The sequence below is a fragment of the Klebsiella sp. BIGb0149 genome, assembly GCF_004362605.1.
GTDB lineage: Bacteria > Pseudomonadota > Gammaproteobacteria > Enterobacterales > Enterobacteriaceae > Klebsiella > Klebsiella terrigena.
In genome coordinates this window covers 612,972-632,387 of the sequence record NZ_SNYG01000001.1, presented here as the reverse complement: position 1 = coordinate 632,387, position 19,416 = coordinate 612,972, and the positions used below count along the sequence as shown (strand labels likewise).

Here is a 19,416-nt window from a genome sequence, read left to right as displayed (position 1 = left end):
GATGACCACTCTGAAACTGGATACGCTAAGCCCCCGCATTCAGGCGCATAAAACCGCGCTGGTACATATCGTTAAGCCGCCGGTATGCACCGAGCGCGCCCGTCACTATACCGCCGCCTGTCAGCAGCATCTGGATAAGCCGGTCCCGGTACGCCGCGCGCTGGCGCTGGCTCACCATCTGGCAGAGCGCACCATCTGGATCAAACACGACGAGCTGATCGTCGGCAACCAGGCCAGCGAAGTGCGCGCGGCGCCCATCTTCCCGGAGTACACCGTCAGTTGGATTGAGAAGGAGATTGACGATCTCGCCGATCGCCCAGGCGCCGGCTTTGCGGTCAGCGAAGAGAATAAGCGCATCCTGCATGACATCTGCCCGTGGTGGCGCGGTCAGACCGTGCAGGACCGCTGCTACGGGATGTTCACCGACGAGCAAAAAGCGCTGCTCGCCACCGGGATTATTAAGGCGGAAGGCAACATGACTTCCGGCGATGCTCACCTCGCGGTGAACTATCCGCTGCTGCTGGAAAAAGGCCTCGACGGCATGCGCGCTAAGGTCGCCGAACGCCGCTCGCGTATTAACCTGACCGTGCTGGAAGATCTGCACGGCGAGCAGTTCCTGAAGGCCATTGATATCGTGCTAGAGGCGGTCAGCGATCACAGCCGACGCTTTGCCGAACTGGCGCGCACCATGGCGGCGGAAGAAACCCGCGCCTCCCGCCGCGACGAGCTGCTGACTATCGCCGAAGGCTGCGAAATCATCGCCCACGAGCCGCCGAAAACCTTCTGGCAGGCGCTGCAGCTGTGCTACTTCATTCAGCTGATCCTGCAGATTGAATCCAACGGCCACTCGGTCTCCTTCGGCCGTATGGACCAGTACCTGTACCCGTACTACCGTCGCGACGTTGAGCTCCAGCAGTCGCTGGACCGCGAGCACGCCATCGAGCTGCTGCACAGCTGCTGGCTGAAGCTGCTGGAAGTGAACAAGATCCGCTCCGGCTCGCACTCCAAAGCCTCCGCGGGCAGCCCGCTGTATCAGAACGTCACCATCGGCGGCCAGACCCTGCACAACGGCCAGCCGCAGGATGCGGTAAACCCGCTCTCGTACGCGATCCTCGAATCCTGCGGGCGCCTGCGCTCGACCCAGCCTAACCTCAGCGTGCGCTACCACGCCGGGATGAGCAACGACTTCCTCGACGCCTGCGTGCAGGTCATTCGCTGCGGCTTCGGCATGCCGGCGTTCAATAACGATGAGATAGTGATCCCGGAGTTTATCAAGCTCGGGATTGAGCCGCAGGACGCCTACGACTACGCGGCGATCGGCTGCATCGAAACCGCCGTGGGCGGCAAATGGGGCTATCGCTGCACCGGGATGAGCTTTATCAACTTCGCCCGCGTGATGCTGGCCACGCTGGAAGGCGGCCGCGACGCCACCAGCGGCCAGGTGTTTCTGCCGCAGGAGCACGCGCTATCGAAAGGCAACTTCGGCAGCTTCGAACAGGTGCTGGCCGACTGGGATACCCAGATCCGCTACTACACGCGTAAGTCGATCGAAATTGAGTACGTCGTCGATACCATGCTGGAGGAGAACGTGCACGATATTCTCTGCTCCGCGCTGGTGGATGACTGCATCGAGCGGGCGAAAAGCATCAAGCAGGGCGGCGCGAAGTATGACTGGGTTTCCGGTCTGCAGGTCGGGATCGCCAACCTCGGCAACAGTCTGGCGGCGGTGAAAAAACTGGTCTTTGACCAGGGCGCCATTGGTCAGCAGCAGCTGGCGGAAGCCCTCGCGGAGGACTTCGAAGGGCTGACCCACGAGCAGCTGCGCCAGCGCCTGATCAACGGCGCGCCGAAGTACGGCAACGATGACGATAGCGTCGATACCCTGCTCGCCCGCGCCTACCAGACCTATATCGACGAGCTGAAGAATTATCATAACCCGCGCTACGGCCGCGGCCCGATTGGCGGCAACTACTACGCCGGGACCTCGTCGATTTCCGCCAACGTGCCGTTTGGCGCCCAGACGATGGCCACGCCGGACGGACGTAAAGCCCACTCTCCGCTGGCCGAAGGCGCGAGTCCGGCTTCCGGCACCGACCACCTCGGGCCAACCGCGGTCATCAACTCGGTCGGTAAGCTGCCCACCGGGGCGATTCTCGGCGGCGTGCTGCTGAATCAGAAGCTCAACCCGGCAACGCTTGAGAACGAGTCCGATAAGCAGAAGCTGATGGTGCTGCTGCGGACCTTCTTCGAGGTGCACAAAGGCTGGCATATCCAGTACAACATCGTCTCGCGCGAAACGCTGCTGGACGCGAAGAAACACCCTGACCAGTATCGTGATTTAGTGGTTCGCGTCGCCGGCTACTCGGCGTTCTTTACCGCCCTGTCGCCGGATGCCCAGGACGATATTATCGCCCGCACCGAGCATACGCTGTAGAGCGGACCCCGCATCACACAACACCCGGCTGGCACGATGCCCGGCCGGGCTACCCGCTTCCCCAGCGGGTTTGGCCGATAGGTTTTGAGCGGCAGTAAGCCGCAGAAGCCGGCGGATAAACTTTCATTCGAAATAAATTTGTGCTTTAGGTCACATTGTAATTAGAATGTTACTGGTCGCAGTTAAGCCAGGAGCACAGGTATGACCGTTAAAGTTATCGTCACTGATATGGACGGAACTTTTCTCAATGACGCCAAGCAGTATGACCGCTCGCGTTTTCTCGCGCAGTTCGCGCAGCTCAACAAGCAGGGTATTGAATTCGTTGTCGCCAGCGGCAACCAGTACTACCAGCTGATCTCCTTTTTCCCGGAAATTCGCGAGCAGATCTCTTTCGTCGCCGAGAACGGCGCGCTGGTCTACGAGCACGGCCAGCAGCTGTTTCACGGCGAGCTGACCCGCCATGAGTCGCAGATTGTGATCGGCGAGCTGCTCAAAGACCCGCAGCTCAACTTCGTCGCCTGCGGCCTTGAAAGCGCCTACGTCAGCGACCGCGCGCCCGACAGCTTCGTCGCGCTGATGTCAAAGCACTACCACCGTCTGCAGCGCATCGCGAACTACCATGATATCGACGACACGCTGTTTAAGTTCTCGCTTAACCTGCCGGACAGCGATATTCCCCAGCTCATTGATAAGCTGCACGTCTCGCTGGACGGCATCATGAAGCCGGTGACCAGCGGCTTTGGCTTCGTCGATTTAATTATCCCCGGCCTGCATAAGGCCAACGGCATCAGCCGCCTGCTGAAACGCTGGCAGATCTCGCCCCAGGAGTGCGTGGCGATTGGCGACAGCGGCAACGACGCCGAAATGCTTAAGCTGGTGAAGTACTCTTTCGCCATGGCCAACGCCGCCGATAGCATCAAGGCCATCTCCCGCTTTGCCACCGATGATAATAACCACCACGGCGCGCTGAATGTGATTCAGGCCGTGCTGGACCACGCCGCCCCCTTCAACGAATAGCCTGCCGCCGGGGCCCCCTGCCCCGGATTTTTCCATTTTGTGCACCTCATCCAATTTTTAAACTTGCATTAACTTAAATTTAACTTAAATTAACGTTTGTAAGATTTAATACTTTCGAATGAAAGAAAAGTGAGGTCATCATGACGGTTATCCATACCAGCGAAACGCTCCCCGCCGACCACAAAGCGGCGATTCGACAAATAAAACAGGATCTGCGCGCGCAAATTGGCGACGTGCAGGCCGTGTTCGATCGGCTGACGGCGCGAATTAGCGCGCGCCTCGACGAAATTGACGCCGTTAAGGCCCGCGGGGAAGAGGTCTGGCCGATAGTCCCGTTCAGCGATATTGCGCAGGGCAAAGTGAGCGATGCCCAGCGCGAGGCCATCAGGCGCCGCGGCTGCGCGGTGATCAGAGGCCACTTCTCCCGCGAGCGGGCGCTGGCGTGGGACAACTCGATGCTGGAATACCTCGACCTCAACCGCTTCGACGACGTCTACAAAGGACCGGGCGATACCTTCTTCGGCTCCCTCGACGCCTCGCGTCCGGAGATCTACCCGATTTACTGGTCGCAGGCGCAGATGCAGGCGCGGCAGAGCGACGAGATGGCCGCGGTGCAGTCGTTCCTTAACCGCCTGTGGACCTTCAGCCATGACGGCAAGCAGTGGTTCGACCCGGACGTCAGCGTTATCTATCCTGACCGCATCCGCCGCCGCCCGCCGGGCACCACCTCGAAGGGGCTGGGAGCGCATACCGATTCAGGCGCCCTCGAGCGCTGGCTGCTGCCCGCCTATCAGCAGGTGTTCGCCAACGTCTTTAACGGCAATATCGACGCTTACGACCCGTGGGATGCGGCGCACCGCACCGAGGTGGAAGAGTACACCGTCGACAACACCACCAAATGCTCGGTATTCCGCACCTTCCAGGGCTGGACGGCGCTCTCCGATATGATCCCGGACCAGGGCCTGCTGCACGTGGTGCCGATTCCGGAGGCGATGGCCTACGTTCTGCTGCGTCCGCTGCTCGATGACGTCCCTGACGACGAGCTGTGCGGCGTGGCGCCGGGTAAAGTGCTGCCGATTTCCGAGAAATGGCACCCGCTGCTGATTAAAGCGCTGAGCGCGATCCCGGCCATCAGCGCCGGCGATTCGGTGTGGTGGCACTGCGACGTGATCCACTCGGTGGCGCCGGTCGAAAACCAGCAGGGCTGGGGCAACGTGATGTATATCCCCGCCGCGCCGCTGTGCGAGAAGAATCTCGCCTACGCGCACAAGGTTAAAATCGCGCTGGAGAAAGGCGCGTCGCCGGGTGATTTTCCGCGTGAAGACTACGAAGCCGACTGGCAGGCGCGCTTTACCCTCGACGATCTCAACGTCCACGGCAAACGCGCGCTGGGCATCGAGGTTTAATCGTCGTACAGCCCCTGTTGCTCAACGGCGGTGCGGCGGCTGCCGGGCCGTATCCGCCGTACCGAATCCCGCACCGCCAGCGTGCCGTTTAGCAGCAGCGAGCCGCTCGGGGCCTGGGGGCGGATCAGCCGCTGCTGCAGAAGCTGCACCGCCTCCGTGCCGAGCTCATCGCGCGGGACGTGAACGGCGGTAAGCGGCACATCCTGGATGGCGGCGAGGTTAAACCCGTCGATGCTCATGACCGAGATGTCCTGAGGCACCCGCAGGCCGCGCTTTTGCAGCGCATTCACCGCCCCCACCGCCATATAGTCTCCGCCGACCAGAAAAGCCGTCGGCAGCGGCTTCCCGGCCTGAGCGTCAAGCCACTCCCCCACCTGCTCTTCCGTCTCCCTGGCGCTGAAGTTCGCCACGCCGATCAGATCCCGCCCGTCGGTGAAGCGCAGGTTGCGCGCGCGCCAGGCCTCCTTGATGCCCACCAGCCGCAGCTCCATGGTGTAGCGGCGCAGGCACATCACGTTCATGACCGCCCGATGCCCCATCTCAAACAGATAGCGCGCGGCAAACTGGCCGATCAGCCGGTGATCCGGGGCGATCGACGACAGGCGCATGCCCTCATCCCGGCAGTTGATCAGCACGCAGGGTTTGGCAAAATCGGCGGCCAGATCGTGAATATGCGGATCGTCAATGCCCAGCAGAATAGCCGCCTCGGTCTCCGCCTCGTTCATGCGGGCCAAAAACAGGTTGGCATCGCTGTCGTTCTCTTCCAGCGCGCAGGTCCGCAGGCGGACCTCATGCGGCGCCAGCGCATTATTAATGCTCTGAATCACGCGGTAGTAATAGATATCGGAGCGCTCATCAAACGCCCGGGAAGGGGCGAAAACCACCAGGCTGTTCAGCAGCATGCGCCCGGCGGCGAGCCCCTCCATCACCCCCATTTCGCGGGCGCACTGCAGGACCCGCTGACGCGCCTTTTCGCTAGTGTTCGCTTTACCCGCCAGCACCCGGGAAACGGTACTCGCCGACATCCCCGTGCGGGCCGCGATTTCGGCAATTCTCAGCTTTTTATCCATTTTGTGATCCAGCTCCATCTTACAAATGAAAGAATTTTCATGGCACCAAAAAGCAGTTTATCAAGCCAGATTCGCTATCTGTCGTGAGCATCTCCCCATCTCATGAAAAAACTTGCATAAATAAGGCTATTGGCCGCTCATTTTCTATCTTAACCTGAATTGGTCCGATAACTTCCATACTAGTTATACGGAAAAACAAATAAATAAAACAATAATATTCATAGTGTTAATAAAACAGGTATGACAACTCAGGGATTGAGCATCGGTCATTTCCCCCTACAAAGTTCTTGTGGAGAGTTCTATGAGCCAAGGCCTCAACAACGATATGGCGGTCAGCAAATCTCGCCGCGTGGTCAAAAACCTGCGCTGGTGGATGCTGACCCTGTTTCTGCTCGGCGTCACCGTTAACTACATTACCCGCAACTCTTTAGGCATTATTGCCCCCGAGCTGAAGACAACGCTGGGCATCACCACCGAGCAGTACTCATGGATCGTCGGCGCTTTTCAGCTGGCCTACACCCTCTTCCAGCCTCTCTGCGGCTGGCTGATTGACGTGATTGGCCTGAAGCTCGGCTTTATGATCTGCGCCACCCTGTGGGCCGTCGCCTGTATCGCCCACGCCGGTGCTGGCAGCTGGCTGCATCTGGCGATCCTGCGTTTTTTCATGGGCGGAGCAGAAGCCGCCGCCACCCCGGCCAACGCCAAAACCATCGGCGAATGGTTTCCAAAATCTGAACGCCCGATAGCCGCCGGCTGGGCCGGCGTCGGTTTCTCCATCGGCGCGATGCTGGCGCCGCCGATCATCTATTTTGCTCACGCCTCTTTCGGCTGGCAGGGCGCGTTTATGTTCACCGGGGTGCTGGCGCTGCTGTGGGTGATCCTGTGGTGGGCGTTTTACCACAATCCGGAGAAGCATCCGAATCTGGGCAAGTCGGAGCTGGAGTTCATCCGCCAGGACAACGAGCCGCCGGCGGTGAAGCTGCCGTTCTTTACCGCGCTGAAAACCGTGTCGAAAAATAAGCGTTTCTACGGTATTGCGATCCCGGCCTTTATGGCGGAGCCGGCCTGGGCGGTCCTGAGCTTTTGGGTGCCGCTGTACCTCGCCAAAGAGCACGGCATGGATCTCAAGCAAATAGCCATGTTCGCCTGGCTGCCGTTCCTCGCCGCCGATCTCGGCAGCGTGGTCAGCGGCTATCTGACCAAACTCTATACCCGCTGGTTCGGCTGTTCACGGGTTAATTCCGTGGTAGCAAGCTCGCTGACCGGCGCTTTCCTGATGATTTCTCTGGCCCTCGTCGCCATTACCCGCGACCCCTACATCACCATCATCCTGATCTCCATCGGCGGCTTCGGCCACCAGATTATCTCCTGCATGCTGAGCGCGCTGGTGGTGGAGTCGTTCGATAAGGGCCAGATGGCGACCGTCAACGGCATGCGCGGCTCCGCCGCCTGGATCGCCAGCTTCCTGTTCTCCTTATTAATCGGGGTGACCGCCGACAAGATTGGCTTCAACCCGCTATTCGTCGCCATGGGCTTCTTTGACCTGATTGGCGCGGTTTTCCTGGTGGCTTTTATTGCTGAACGTCGCGCCAAACGCGCCTGAGAGTGGATGTAAAAATGAAAACGTTGAAACACTGGAAATTACAACAGCAGCTGGCCCACTACGTCGAGCTGACGGTCGACGGGCAGCACACCCTGTGCCTGTACGTACTGGAAGAAAACCTGTTCCGCGTCCTGCTTAAGCGCAGAGGGGAGCTGGCGCTGGATCGTACCTGGAGCATCGCTCCGCAGCAGGACGTTCCCTGGGAGGGACGCAGCCGCGACGACGTCAGCGGATTTACCCTTCCCGCCTGGAGCCTGGAGCAGCAGCAGGAGACCCTGACGGTTGCCACCGAACGGCTGCGCGTCACCGTCCACCAGCCGCTGTGGCTGGAGTGGAGCTACCGCGACGATGCCGGAGAGTGGCAGCCGCTGGTTAACGACCGTCCGACCAGCGCCTATCTGGTCAACGCCCACGGCGACGGCGTCGCGCACTACCAGAGCCGACGTCAAGATGAACGCTTCTACGGTCTGGGCGAAAAGGCGGGCAACCTGCAGCGCAACGGGAATCGCTACGAGATGCGCAACCTGGATGCGATGGGCTATAACGCCGTCAGCACCGATCCGCTGTATAAGCACATCCCCTTCACCATCGCCCAGCGCAGCGATATCAGCTACGGCCTGTTCTACGATAACCTCAGCAGCTGCTGGCTGGATCTGGGCAACGAAATCGACAACTACCACACCGCCTATCGCCGCTGGCAGGCCGAAGCGGGCGATATTGATTACTACATGTTTACCGGCAAACGCGTGCTGGACGTCACCAAAGCCTTTGTCCGCCTGACCGGGAAAACGCTGTTCGGGCCAAAGTGGAGCCTGGGCTACAGCGGCTCGACGATGCACTACACCGACGCGCCGGATGCGCAAAACCAGCTGATGAACTTTATCCGCCTTTGCGAAGAGCACGCCATTCCGTGCGACTCCTTCCAGCTCTCCTCCGGCTATACCTCGATCGGCGGTAAGCGCTACGTCTTTAACTGGAATTACGACAAGGTTCCGCAGCCGAAGGTGATGAGCCAGCGCTTCCACGACGCGGGCATCAAGCTGGCGGCCAACATCAAGCCCTGCCTGCTGCAGGATCACCCGCGCTATAGCGAGGTGGCGGAGCGCGGGCTGTTTATTCAGGACTCCGAAAGCGAATCCCCGGAGCGCTCCAGCTTCTGGGATGACGAAGGGTCGCACCTCGACTTCACCAACCCACAAACCGTCGCCTGGTGGCAGGAGGGGGTCACCGCTCAACTGCTGGAGATGGGGATTGATTCGACGTGGAACGACAATAACGAATTTGAAGTCTGGGACGGCGAGGCGCGCTGCCACGGTTTTGGCCAGGAGATTGCCATCAAGCATATCCGTCCGGTGATGCCGCTGCTGATGATGCGCGCGTCGCTGGAGGCCCAGCAGCGCTTTGCCCCGGAGAAACGCCCGTACCTGATCTCGCGCTCCGGCTGCGCCGGGATGCAGCGCTACGTGCAAACCTGGAGCGGCGATAACCGCACCAATTGGGATACCCTGCGCTACAACACCCGCATGGGGCTGGGGATGAGCCTCTCCGGCCTCTATAACGTCGGTCACGACGTCGGCGGTTTCTCCGGCGATAAGCCGGATGCCGAACTGTTCGTGCGCTGGGTGCAGAACGGGGTGATGCATCCGCGCTTCACGATCCACTCATGGAACGACGATCGCACGGTTAACGAGGCGTGGATGTATCCGGCGGTCCTGCCGGCGATTCGCGGCGCGATTGAGCTGCGCTATCGCCTGCTGCCCTACCTCTACACCCTGCTGTGGCAGGCGCACGCTGACGATGAGCCGATGCTGCGCCCGACCTTCCTCGATCATCAGCATGACCCGCAGACCTTCGAGGAGTGCGACGACTTCCTGCTCGGCCGCGATCTCCTCGTCGCCAGCGTCGTGGAGCCCGGCCAGCGCCAGCGCCCGACGTGGCTGCCGGAAAACGAGTCCGGCTGGTACGACTTTTATAGCGGGGAGTGGTTCGCCGGCGGCCAGTGGATAACGCTCGATGCGCCGCTGGAGAAACTGCCGCTGATGGTGCGCGCCGGGGCGGGCCTGCCGCTCAGCGAGAGGATCGTCCACGTTGACGCCAAAAAAGACGACAGCCGCGAGCTGAAGCTGTTTCCGCTCAAGGGGGCGGGCTCGACGAGCGGCCTGATCTTTGAAGATGACGGCGAGAGCTGGGGCTATCGCGACGGCGATGCGCTGTGGCTGGGGTGGGAGATGACCTGCAGCGCCAGCTGCATCAGCCTGCAGGTGAACGCGCGCGGCCGCTACCGCCCGGCGTGGAAGGCACTGAAGATAACGCTCCCCGCCGGTGAAAAGCGCCGGCTGTCGGTGAATGGTAAAGACGTCGGCGAGTGGCTGCTGGACTAAGGGCAATAAAAAACTCCGGTCGCGCGAGGCTGACCGGGGCTTCTGTTTCACTCCCGGTAGCGCCGGGGCGGCGGACGGTTAGCCGTCGATGCCTTTGCTGCGCAGATAATCTTCGTAATTACCGCTAAAGTCGACGACGCGCTCCGGCGTAATTTCAATCACGCGGGTGGCCAGCGAGCTAACGAACTCGCGGTCGTGGGAGACGAAAATCAGGGTGCCCTGATACATCTCCAGCGCCATGTTCAGCGATTCGATAGATTCCATATCCAGGTGGTTGGTCGGTTCGTCCATCACCAGAATGTTGGGTTTCTGCATCATCAGCTTACCGAACAGCATGCGGCCCTTTTCGCCACCTGAGAGCACTTTTGCCGGCTTTTTGATATCGTCCTGGCTGAACAGCAGGCGGCCGAGGAAGCTGCGCACAACCTGCTCATCGTCACCATCCTGCTTCCACTGGCTCATCCAGTCGAAAACGCTCAGATCGTTATCGAAGTCTTCGGCGTGATCCTGCGCGTAGTAACCAATCTGCGCATTCTCAGACCATTTAACGCTACCGTTATCCGGCGTCAGTTCACCCACCAGGGTTTTCAGCATGGTGGTTTTACCCACGCCGTTGGCACCCAGAATGGCAATCTTCTCGCCCACTTCCAGCAGCAGATTGAATTTTTTAAACAGCGGGCCGTTATCAAAACCTTTCGCCAGCTCTTCAACAGCCAGCGCGTTACGGAACAGCTTCTTGTCCTGCTCGAAGCGGATGAACGGGTTCTGACGGCTGGAGGCTTTCACTTCGTCGAGCTTGATTTTATCAATCTGACGCGCGCGTGAGGTCGCCTGACGGGATTTAGAGGCGTTGGCGCTAAAGCGGCTGACGAAAGACTGCAGATCGGCAATCTGCGCCTTTTTCTTGGCGTTATCAGACAGCAGACGCTCGCGGGCCTGGGTGGCCGCGGTCATGTATTCGTCGTAGTTACCGGCGTAGACGCGCAGTTCACCGTAGTCGAGATCCGCCATGTGGGTACACACCATGTTGAGGAAATGACGGTCGTGCGAAATGATGATCATGGTACTGTCACGTTCGTTGAGCGTCTGCTCCAGCCAGCGAATGGTGTCGATGTCGAGGTTGTTCGTCGGTTCATCGAGCAGCAGGATATCCGGGTTAGAGAACAGCGCCTGGGCCAGCAGGACACGCAGCTTCCAGCCGGGAGCGACTTCGCTCATCGGGCCATAATGCTGTTCAACCGGGATGCCGACGCCGAGCAGCAGCTCGCCAGCGCGGGCTTCGGCGGAGTAGCCGTCCATCTCGCCGTAGGTCACTTCCAGATCCGCCACCTTATAGCCGTCGGCTTCGCTCATTTCCGCCAGGCCGTAGATGCGATCGCGCTCCTGCTTCACTTCCCACAGCTCGCCGTGGCCCATGATGACCGTATCCAGCACGGTGAACTCTTCGAACGCGAACTGGTCCTGACGCAGCTTACCGATACGCTCGTTCGGATCGAGGGACACGTTGCCCAGCGTTGGCTCCAGATCGTTGCCGAGGATCTTCATAAAGGTAGATTTACCGCTACCGTTGGCGCCAATCAGGCCGTAACGGTTGCCGCCGCCAAATTTGACGGAGATGTTTTCGAACAGCGGCTTACTGCCAAACTGCATGGTGACGTTGCTGGATACTAGCACGGGGTTATCCTGAAAAAAGAGAATGAGAAGTGTGACACATCGGACATTATGCCAGCAAAACCATCTCTTTTCACGGTCTGCGGTGAATTCCCTTACCGCTGGCGCCGCGTTCGGCGCCTTTAGCCCCCCGCCGCCGGCGTCCGGCAGGCCTCAGCGGCGGCCCGGCGGCACCAGGTATGCCGTGCGATCGCCCCTGCGACGGCGCGGCTTCGCCGGTTAAAGGACGACACTTGAAACAAGCGGCAAAAAAGTGTGATTTCGTACACATCTCATTTCCCTGTTGGCGGGAATGCACATATAATGCGCTCCCATCTACTCCCTGAAAAATCTAACAAAGGCCTGTGTGGCTTTAACATCGCACACGACATGATGAATATGAAATTATCGACACTCCTTGCGGCAGCCTTCGCCATCGTGGGCTTTTGCAACACAGCATCCGCTGTAACCTATCCTCTGCCGACCGACGGTAGCCGACTGATTGGCCAGAACCAGGTTGTCACGGTTCCGGACGACAACAAGCAGCCGCTGGAATACTTCGCCGCCAAATACCAGATGGGTCTCTCCAACATGCTGGAAGCGAACCCGGGCGTCGATACCTACCTGCCGAAAGGCGGTACCGTGCTGAATATCCCGCAGCAGCTGATTCTGCCGGACACCGTGCATGAAGGTATCGTGATCAACAGCGCGGAAATGCGTCTTTACTACTACCCGAAAGGCACCAACACCGTGATCGTGCTGCCGATTGGTATCGGCCAGCTGGGCAAAGATACGCCGATCAACTGGGTGACCAAGGTTGAGCGTAAGAAAGCCGGCCCGACCTGGACGCCGACGGCGAAAATGCACGCCGAATACGTCGCAGCCGGTAACCCGCTGCCGGCCGTAGTACCGGCCGGCCCTGACAACCCGATGGGCCTGTACGCGCTCTACATCGGTCGTCTGTACGCGATCCACGGCACCAACGCCAACTTCGGTATCGGCCTGCGCGTCAGCCACGGCTGCGTCCGTCTGCGCAACGACGATATCAAATTCCTGTTTGAGAACGTGCCGGTCGGCACCCGCGTCGAATTTATCGATGAGCCGGTGAAAGCCACCAGCGAGCCGGACGGCAGCCGCTATGTTGAAGTCCACAACCCGCTGTCGACCACCGAAGCCCAGTTCCAGGGCGGTGAAATCGTCCCGATTACGCTAAACAAATCCGTCCAGGCCGTTACCGGCCAGTCCGACGTCGATCAGAGCGTGGTTGAGCAGGCGGTGCAGAACCGTTCCGGTATGCCGGTTCGTCTGAACTGATCCTGAGCGCCATGCACAAAAAAGGGCGAGGTGAAAACCTCGCCCTTTTCTTTTTGCCTGACGTCAGCCGTTGTTCACGATAACGATGCCGCCGTGATCGTAGCGGTAGTGACAGTGGGCATACTCCAGCGGCGTACCGTCCTCCAGGTAGATAACCTGCTCAACTTCCAGCACCGGATCGCCGGCTTCGCACACCAGGTGCTGCTGTTCGAGCTCGCCGGGCTTAATGGCGCGCACCACGCGGTACGACCCCATTATCTTCAGCCCAAGCGTCTCAACATACTGGAATACGGAGCTTTCGAGGTGGCTTTTATTCAGACCGGGTACCAGATTCACCGGCATCACCGTGGCGTCCAGCGACATCGGCTCGTCGTTGAGCAGCCGCAGGCGCACGAAGTCATAAACCGGCGAATCGGCATTAATCAGCAGCGAAGTCTGCTCCTTCTCGCTGGGAAAGCGCAGCTCGAAGCGCACCACCTTGCTGCTAACCGCCCCCAGATGGGCCCAGGTTTTGGTGGCGCCAAAATAGTCGCTTCCCGGAAGATCCCACTGAGAAAGCTGAAGAAAGTTTTTACGCACGAAGGTGCCCTGCCCCTTGCGGGTATAAATCAATCCTTCAACAATAAGCTGGCGCATCGCCTGCTGGATGGTCATCCTGCTGGTGTTAAACTCCGCCGCCAGCGCAAACTGGTCGGGTAATGGCATGCTGGCGGGGTACTGCTGGCTGATAATCCGCTTTTTAATTTCCCGCGCGATCAAAAGATACTTCGCCGCCATCGTCCTTCCTTATTATTCATTTATCCCATTGTTTTTTAAGGCCACTCTCTCAGATATTTTGAGAAATGGCAGGTAGAAGAATACACCAAAGATGATGATTATCAACTGCACCACCACCGCCCGCCAGTCCCCCGCCGTTGCCAGCCAGGCGCTGAGTACCGGCGGCGTGGTCCACGGGATCATCACCACGCAGCGCGACATCAGCCCGAGCGTGGTACACACCCAGGCGAAAAAGATGCCGATGGCGGGCAGCAGCACGAACGGGATCATCAGCGGCACGTTGAAAACGATCGGCAGACCGAAAATCACCGGTTCGTTGATATTGAACAGCCCCGGGGTAATAGCCAGGCGCGCCACCTGCTTCGAGGCCTGCTGACGCGAGAAAAGAAAGATGGCGATCAGCAGAGAGATGGTGCTGCCGGTGCCGCCCACCATGCCGAAGGTCGGCACGAAAATATTGTTAATAATATGCGGAATCGGCTGGCCGCTGGCGTAGGCCAGCATATTCTCATTGGTATTAATCAGCAGGAACGGTTCCAGTACCACGCTATTCACAACCGATTGATGAATACCCAGCGTAAACAGGAAGTTGCCGAAGCTGTAGATAAAAATAGTTCCCGGCAGGCTGGTATTAATCAAGCGCAGCGGCTGCTGGATAAGCGTGGTGATCAGATGGATAAGATCGGTGTGCAGCAGGTTATTCAGCAGCGCCGCCAGCGCCGCAAACAGCGACAGCGTAAGAATGGCCGGGATGAGCGATGAAAACGATTGGCCCACCGCCGGCGGCACGTTCTCGCCAAGGTTGATGGTCAGGCGCTTGATCCCGGCGATGCGCATAAAGAGTTCCGTCGCCACCAGGCCGATGAGCACGCCGGCGAAAATGCCGGTAGAGCCGATATTGGCGAAGGTCAGTACCGACGTCAGGCTGACCGTCGCCTTCCCGCCAACCGGCACCAGATCCACCTGCATCGGCATCATAATAATAAAGCTGCAAATAGCGATAACGACGGTCGAAACCGGGTTAGCGAAGTTTTTGTTACGCGCCAGCGACCACGCGATCATCGGCGCAATCAGCAGCGCGGCGATATTCAACGTCCCGTTGATAATCGCATCGCCCCATACCTTAAAGCGCACCAGCGTCTCGCCCTCCAGGATCCAGGGAAACACCACGTTGTTCACCAGCACCGCCAGCCCTGCCAGAATGAAAATCGGCATTACCCCGGCAAACGCATCGCGCAGCGAACGCAGGTGTACCTGGTTGGCGATACGCGCGGAAAACTCAACAAAGCGATCGGTCAAAGACTGCATACTGGACGTTGTATTATCAGACATTTTGCAGAATCCTCTTCATCACTTACCCGTATTCCCCGTCAGGATGCAGGTGCTGCCTGACGGGGATAACCCGGTGCGGCCCGCGCGAACTACATCTCTTCGCCGTTGCTGTGGATCGCGCGTTTCAGCCATGCATAGCTTTTCTTCGGCACGCGGTTAAGGTCTTTCAGATCGTGGTTTTCACGGTTGACGTACACCACCCCGTAGCGTTTACGCATATCGCCCTGCGAGCTGAGAATGTCGATAAGCCCCCAGCCGAGATAGCCGATCACCTCCGCGCCATCCTCAAAAATCGCCTCTTTCATGGCGTTGATATGGTCGCGGTGATAGGCGATACGATAGTCGTCGGCAATCATGTTTTCGCCATCCCAGGACTCAATCACCCCGATACCGTTTTCAATCGGGAATACCGGCAGGCGCCAGTCGTTGTAGTAGCGGGTGATGATGGTACGAAAGCCGAGCGGATCGATTTGCCAGTTCCATTCCGTAGACTTCAGGTACGGGTTGTCCTTATCGCCGAACTGCATGTAGTAGTTCACCTCGGTGCCTTCCGGGATCGGATCGCTGCTCAGCGTGCGGCTGGCATAGTAGCTAAAGGCCATGTAGTCATTTTTATTCTGCGCAATCAGGGCTAAATCCTCTGCGCCGTAGATATCCTCGAAGCCTTCGCGGGCGACCACGGCCATGACCTCGGGGCTGTAGCCCTGGCCGGCATAGACGCGCAGCAGGTTCTGGTTGAGAAACTCATCATGCTGCTGAGCGCAGAAAATATCGCGCGGCCGGCAGGTCGCCGGGTAGATAAGCTGATGCGCCAGCATCCCCCCCATCAGCCTGCCGGGCTGGGTTTCATGCAGGTAAGCGGTCAGATGGACGTGCGCCATCATGGTGTAATGCTGGATCTCGTACAGCTCGCGGAGCGTTTCGTCGCCATGCATATAGCCCGCAATGCGGAACGCAATCGGCATGTGGAAAATATTCTGCTCATTGAAGGTCAGCCAGTACTTCACCTTGTCGCCGTAGCAGTCGATCATTTTCTTGCCGTAGCGCACAAACGCCTCCATCACGCGGCGATCGATAAAGCCGTTGTACTCATTCGCCAGCGCCAGCGGCATGTCAAAATGGTACAGGCAAATCATCGGCTCAATGCCGCGGGCAATCAGAGCGTCGATAAAGCGGTGGTAGAAGGCGATACCTTCTTCGTTGAACTCGCCATCGCCGGTCGGGCAAATGCGGCTCCACGAAATCTGGAAGCGGTAGCAGTTCATCCCTAGATCCTGCATTAAATCAAAGTCTTCCTCATAGCGATGGTAGGAGTCGGTCGCCACCTTCCAGTCAGAGGCAAACTCTGAGGGCTCGCGAATGTCGTATACCGACATCCCCTTTCCGCCTTCATTCCACGCCCCTTCCGTCTGCATGCTGGAAACCGAGTTGCCCCATAAAAAATCCTTTGCCAGTGTCTTCATCGTTCGCTCCGTTACTATGACTAGTCATTAAAAATTCATGACTAGTCATATAGAATGAAATGATAAATCACGCAAAGGGGTTGTGTCGTTTTTGTGAGCGATTTCGAAAAGAGAGGGCAGAAAGCGGCGGGACAGCGCCCGCCGTTGAGGAAAGGACAGGATTAATCGTTAAGCTGATTGCGGCGATATTCGCCCTGACGCTCGAGCATCCAGCCGGGATATTCGCGCGGCAGCGCGCTCACCGCATCCAGCCGCCTGAGATCCTCTTCGCCGAGCTGGATGTGAGTGGCGGCAATATTATCCGCCAGCTGATCCGCGCGTTTGGCGCCGATAATCACGCTGGTCACCGCCTGCTGATGGAGCAGCCACGCGAGCGCGACCTGCGCGACCGTCGCGCCTTTGGCGTCCGCCACCTCGCGCATCGCGTCCACGCAATCAAAGGCGCGATCCTTATTCACCGGCGGAAAATCAAATTCCAGCCGGCGGCCGCCCGCTTCTCCCTGGCCGTCGCGGGTGTATTTGCCGCTCAGCAATCCGCCCGCCAGCGGGCTCCAGACCATTAGCCCCAGCCCTTCGCTCTGCATCATCGGCACCAGCTCACGCTCGAGGTCGCGCCCGGCGATGGTGTAGTAAGCCTGCAGGGAGGCAAAGCGGGCCAGCCCGAGGCGTTCGGCAATCCCCAGCGCCTTGACGATTTGCCAGGCCGCCCAGTTCGATATGCCGATATAGCGGACGTGCCCCTGACGGACCAGGGTATCCAGGGCGTAGAGGGTCTCTTCGACGGGCGTCGCCGGATCGAAGCCGTGCAGCTGGTAGAGATCGATATGATCGAGCTGCAGGCGCCGCAGGCTCTCTTTGACGCTGCTGAGAATGTGGTAGCGGGAGCTACCGCGGGAGTTAACGCCGGCGGTGCCGGTTTCACCGAACACCTTGGTGGCGACCACCACGTTTTCGCGCGGGATCTTGAGATTTTTTAGCGCCTGGCCGGTTATCTCTTCCGAACGCCCTTCCGAATAGACGTTTGCGGTGTCGATAAAGTTAATGCCGGCATCCAGGGCGCTGCCCACCAGCTGCTCGGCTTCCGCCTGGCGCAGCTGGCCAATTTTGCCCCACATCCCCTCTTCACCGCCAAAGGTCATGGTGCCAAGGCACAGTTCAGAGACAAACAGACCGGTATTTCCGAGTTTTTTATAACGCATCGGACTCTCCTCATCAGGATAATTAACGTCAGCGCTATAGTTATACTCCCGCCTGCACGAGCGCGAATGGGGAGATCCTGTCCGTTTCTTGCCCAATCCTCCGAATATCAGAACCCGAAGTGCAGGATGGCGTAGCCCACCAGCGCCGCCCACAGCAGCATCGGCAGTGAGTAAAGATGAAAGCGCCACCAGATGCGCCGGTCCGCCGCCATGCGCAGGGCAATCAGGTTGGCCAGCGAGCCGGGCAGCAGGCCAAAGCCGCCGACGTTCACCGCCCAGGCCAGCAGCGTTGACGGCGGAACGTAGTTGAGCAGCAGAATGGTTGCCGGGACGTTGCTGATGAACTGCGACAGACCGATCGCCGTCAGCCACAGGCCGCCGGGGGAGAGCTGGCCGACGCTGCTCAGCAGCTGATGCAGCGCCGGCAGCTGGATCAGCAGGTGAACGTCAATAAACATCACCATAAAGACCAGCAGCAGGGACCAGTCAACGTTGATAATCACCGCCCGCGCCAGCAGCAAAAAGCCGATGACGATCAGCGCGAGGCCCCAAAGACCCTGCTTCATCTCTAACGCCGTGAGGAAAACCAGATACAGCGCCAGGCAGCCCCAGACCAGCTTTGGCTGCCAGGAGGGCACCCGCTCGCCGCTATGATAAGTGAGGCGTACGGCGGAAAAACAGCACCAGCACAGCGCCAGCAGCGTTACCATCATCGCCATCGCCAGCGGCAGCATCTGCCCGATAAATGCCGGGAAGCTGAGGCCGGAGCGTCCCCACAGCAGAATGTTTTGCGGATTGCCGATCGGCGTCAGCAGCGAGCCGGCGTTCACCGCCAGCGCCTCGAAAATAATCAGCCGGTTAACCGGAATGGCGCACCATTTTTTTAACGTCAGAGTGAGCGGAACGACGATAAAAAGCGCCACATCGTTGGTTAAGAAGGTGGAAAGCAGCGCCGCCGCCAGCACCATAAAGATGGCCAGCTGCCGTTCGGTCACAAACCGCCGCGCCATTTTGCGGCCCAGCACGTCAAAATAGCCGCTCAGCTCGACCCCTTTGGTCAGCAGCATCAGCCCGCTGAGGGTAATAATCGTCTGCCAGTCGATAGCCTGAGGCCAGCTGGCAGGGGCAAAGGGGACAAAAATGCTTAATACGCCGGCAATTATCAGCAGTAAATGGAGGAAGCGGTCACCCGCCAGCGCCTGAATAAAGGGCAGGTTCATTCTCCGTGCTGCCCGTACTTGAGCGTGAACTGGCTAAAAGCCTCCAGCGTCTCCTGACTCACGTGATGCTCCATCCCTTCGGCATCGCGACGGGCAATCTCCGGGCTGACGCCGATCACCAGCAGGAAGTTTTCCACAATCTGATGACGTTCGCGGCTTTCGTGCGCCAGCTTCTCGCCTTCCGGAGTTAAAAAGACGCCGCGCCACGGGATCTGCTCGATCAATCCTACGCTGGCCAGGCGCTTGAGCATTTTCGCGACCGTCGGCTGCGAAACGCCCAGACGCGCGGCCATATCGACCTGACGCGCTTCGCCCACCTCGCGGATCAGATCGGAAATCAGCTCAACGTAGTCGTCAATCAGCTCGCGACGATGCGCCTCGCGCACCTGACGAAACCCCTCAACGTGCTCTTCAACATTCACTAGCTGCGTCACTTTTTTTGTTATTTGTTTGCCTGCGCGACGGTTCATTGTGCTTCCTCAAATACGTGTGACGCAGCAAGCGTCATCTCAAAGAGGGCCATTGTAAATGATTGGGCCCGTAGCACAAA

At 59.0% G+C, this 19,416-nt stretch carries 14 protein-coding genes; 6 read left to right on the top strand and 8 right to left on the bottom strand.

Annotated features, from left to right (window positions below; translation table 11 throughout):
* Nucleotide 1 precedes the first annotated feature (1 nt).
* From EDF75_RS03020 to EDF75_RS03010, 3 genes are all read left to right on the top strand, one after another.
* Nucleotides 2-2,434 carry a formate C-acetyltransferase/glycerol dehydratase family glycyl radical enzyme gene (locus EDF75_RS03020; protein ID WP_133596981.1) on the top strand — a complete coding sequence of 811 codons (2,433 nt, stop codon included), beginning with the start codon at nucleotides 2-4 and terminating at the stop codon, nucleotides 2,432-2,434.
* Nucleotides 2,435-2,635: 201 nt separating this feature from the next.
* Complete coding sequence (locus EDF75_RS03015) at nucleotides 2,636-3,451, top strand: Cof-type HAD-IIB family hydrolase (protein WP_133596979.1); 816 nt, start codon at nucleotides 2,636-2,638, stop codon at nucleotides 3,449-3,451.
* 140 nt (nucleotides 3,452-3,591) lie between these two features.
* Complete coding sequence (locus tag EDF75_RS03010) at nucleotides 3,592-4,857, top strand: DUF1479 domain-containing protein (protein WP_133596977.1); 1,266 nt, start codon at nucleotides 3,592-3,594, stop codon at nucleotides 4,855-4,857.
* Here the strand turns inward: EDF75_RS03010 and EDF75_RS03005 are convergent.
* Nucleotides 4,854-5,927 (bottom strand): LacI family DNA-binding transcriptional regulator, encoded by a 1,074-nt coding sequence (locus EDF75_RS03005; protein ID WP_041144723.1) that lies wholly within the window; start codon nucleotides 5,925-5,927, stop codon nucleotides 4,854-4,856. The two genes, EDF75_RS03010 and EDF75_RS03005, sit on opposite strands and share 4 nt — an antisense overlap.
* Before the next feature lie 301 nt (nucleotides 5,928-6,228).
* Between EDF75_RS03005 and EDF75_RS03000 the strand changes: the two genes are divergently transcribed.
* Nucleotides 6,229-7,530 carry an MFS transporter gene (locus EDF75_RS03000; protein ID WP_133596976.1) on the top strand — a complete coding sequence of 434 codons (1,302 nt, stop codon included), beginning with the start codon at nucleotides 6,229-6,231 and terminating at the stop codon, nucleotides 7,528-7,530.
* Nucleotides 7,531-7,544: 14 nt separating this feature from the next.
* Nucleotides 7,545-9,911, top strand: coding sequence for a glycoside hydrolase family 31 protein (locus EDF75_RS02995; protein ID WP_133596974.1), 2,367 nt, complete (start codon nucleotides 7,545-7,547; stop codon nucleotides 9,909-9,911).
* A 78-nt stretch (nucleotides 9,912-9,989) separates the two neighbouring features.
* Here the strand turns inward: EDF75_RS02995 and EDF75_RS02990 are convergent, their stop codons facing one another.
* Complete coding sequence (locus EDF75_RS02990; RefSeq protein WP_095095416.1) at nucleotides 9,990-11,585, bottom strand: ABC-F family ATPase; 1,596 nt, start codon at nucleotides 11,583-11,585, stop codon at nucleotides 9,990-9,992.
* Nucleotides 11,586-11,954: 369 nt separating this feature from the next.
* On the opposite strand from EDF75_RS02990, the gene ldtB reads away from it, so the two are divergent.
* Nucleotides 11,955-12,875 (top strand): L,D-transpeptidase, encoded by a 921-nt coding sequence (gene ldtB / locus EDF75_RS02985; RefSeq protein ID WP_115193996.1) that lies wholly within the window; start codon nucleotides 11,955-11,957, stop codon nucleotides 12,873-12,875.
* Between the two features lie 63 nt (nucleotides 12,876-12,938).
* On the opposite strand, the gene EDF75_RS02980 is transcribed toward ldtB, so the two are convergent.
* From EDF75_RS02980 to mntR, 6 genes are all read right to left on the bottom strand, one after another.
* Entirely contained in the window at nucleotides 12,939-13,652 is a 714-nt protein-coding gene (locus tag EDF75_RS02980) for a GntR family transcriptional regulator (RefSeq protein ID WP_076945013.1), read from the bottom strand.
* A gap of 12 nt (nucleotides 13,653-13,664) precedes the next feature.
* A complete protein-coding gene (locus EDF75_RS02975) occupies nucleotides 13,665-14,984 on the bottom strand; it encodes a PTS sugar transporter subunit IIC (RefSeq protein ID WP_133596972.1) in 1,320 nt (439 codons plus the stop codon).
* A gap of 89 nt (nucleotides 14,985-15,073) precedes the next feature.
* A complete protein-coding gene (locus tag EDF75_RS02970; protein WP_133596971.1) occupies nucleotides 15,074-16,447 on the bottom strand; it encodes a glycoside hydrolase family 1 protein in 1,374 nt (457 codons plus the stop codon).
* A 161-nt stretch (nucleotides 16,448-16,608) separates the two neighbouring features.
* Nucleotides 16,609-17,646: an aldo/keto reductase gene (locus EDF75_RS02965; RefSeq protein WP_133596969.1), complete on the bottom strand. Its 1,038-nt coding sequence runs from the start codon at nucleotides 17,644-17,646 to the stop codon at nucleotides 16,609-16,611.
* 107 nt (nucleotides 17,647-17,753) lie between these two features.
* Nucleotides 17,754-18,866 carry an anion transporter gene (locus tag EDF75_RS02960; RefSeq protein ID WP_133596967.1) on the bottom strand — a complete coding sequence of 371 codons (1,113 nt, stop codon included), beginning with the start codon at nucleotides 18,864-18,866 and terminating at the stop codon, nucleotides 17,754-17,756.
* Nucleotides 18,863-19,336, bottom strand: coding sequence for a manganese-binding transcriptional regulator MntR (mntR, locus tag EDF75_RS02955; RefSeq protein WP_133596965.1), 474 nt, complete (start codon nucleotides 19,334-19,336; stop codon nucleotides 18,863-18,865). The genes EDF75_RS02960 and mntR overlap by 4 nt, the downstream gene beginning before the upstream one ends.
* Between the last annotated feature and the right edge of the window lie 80 nt (nucleotides 19,337-19,416).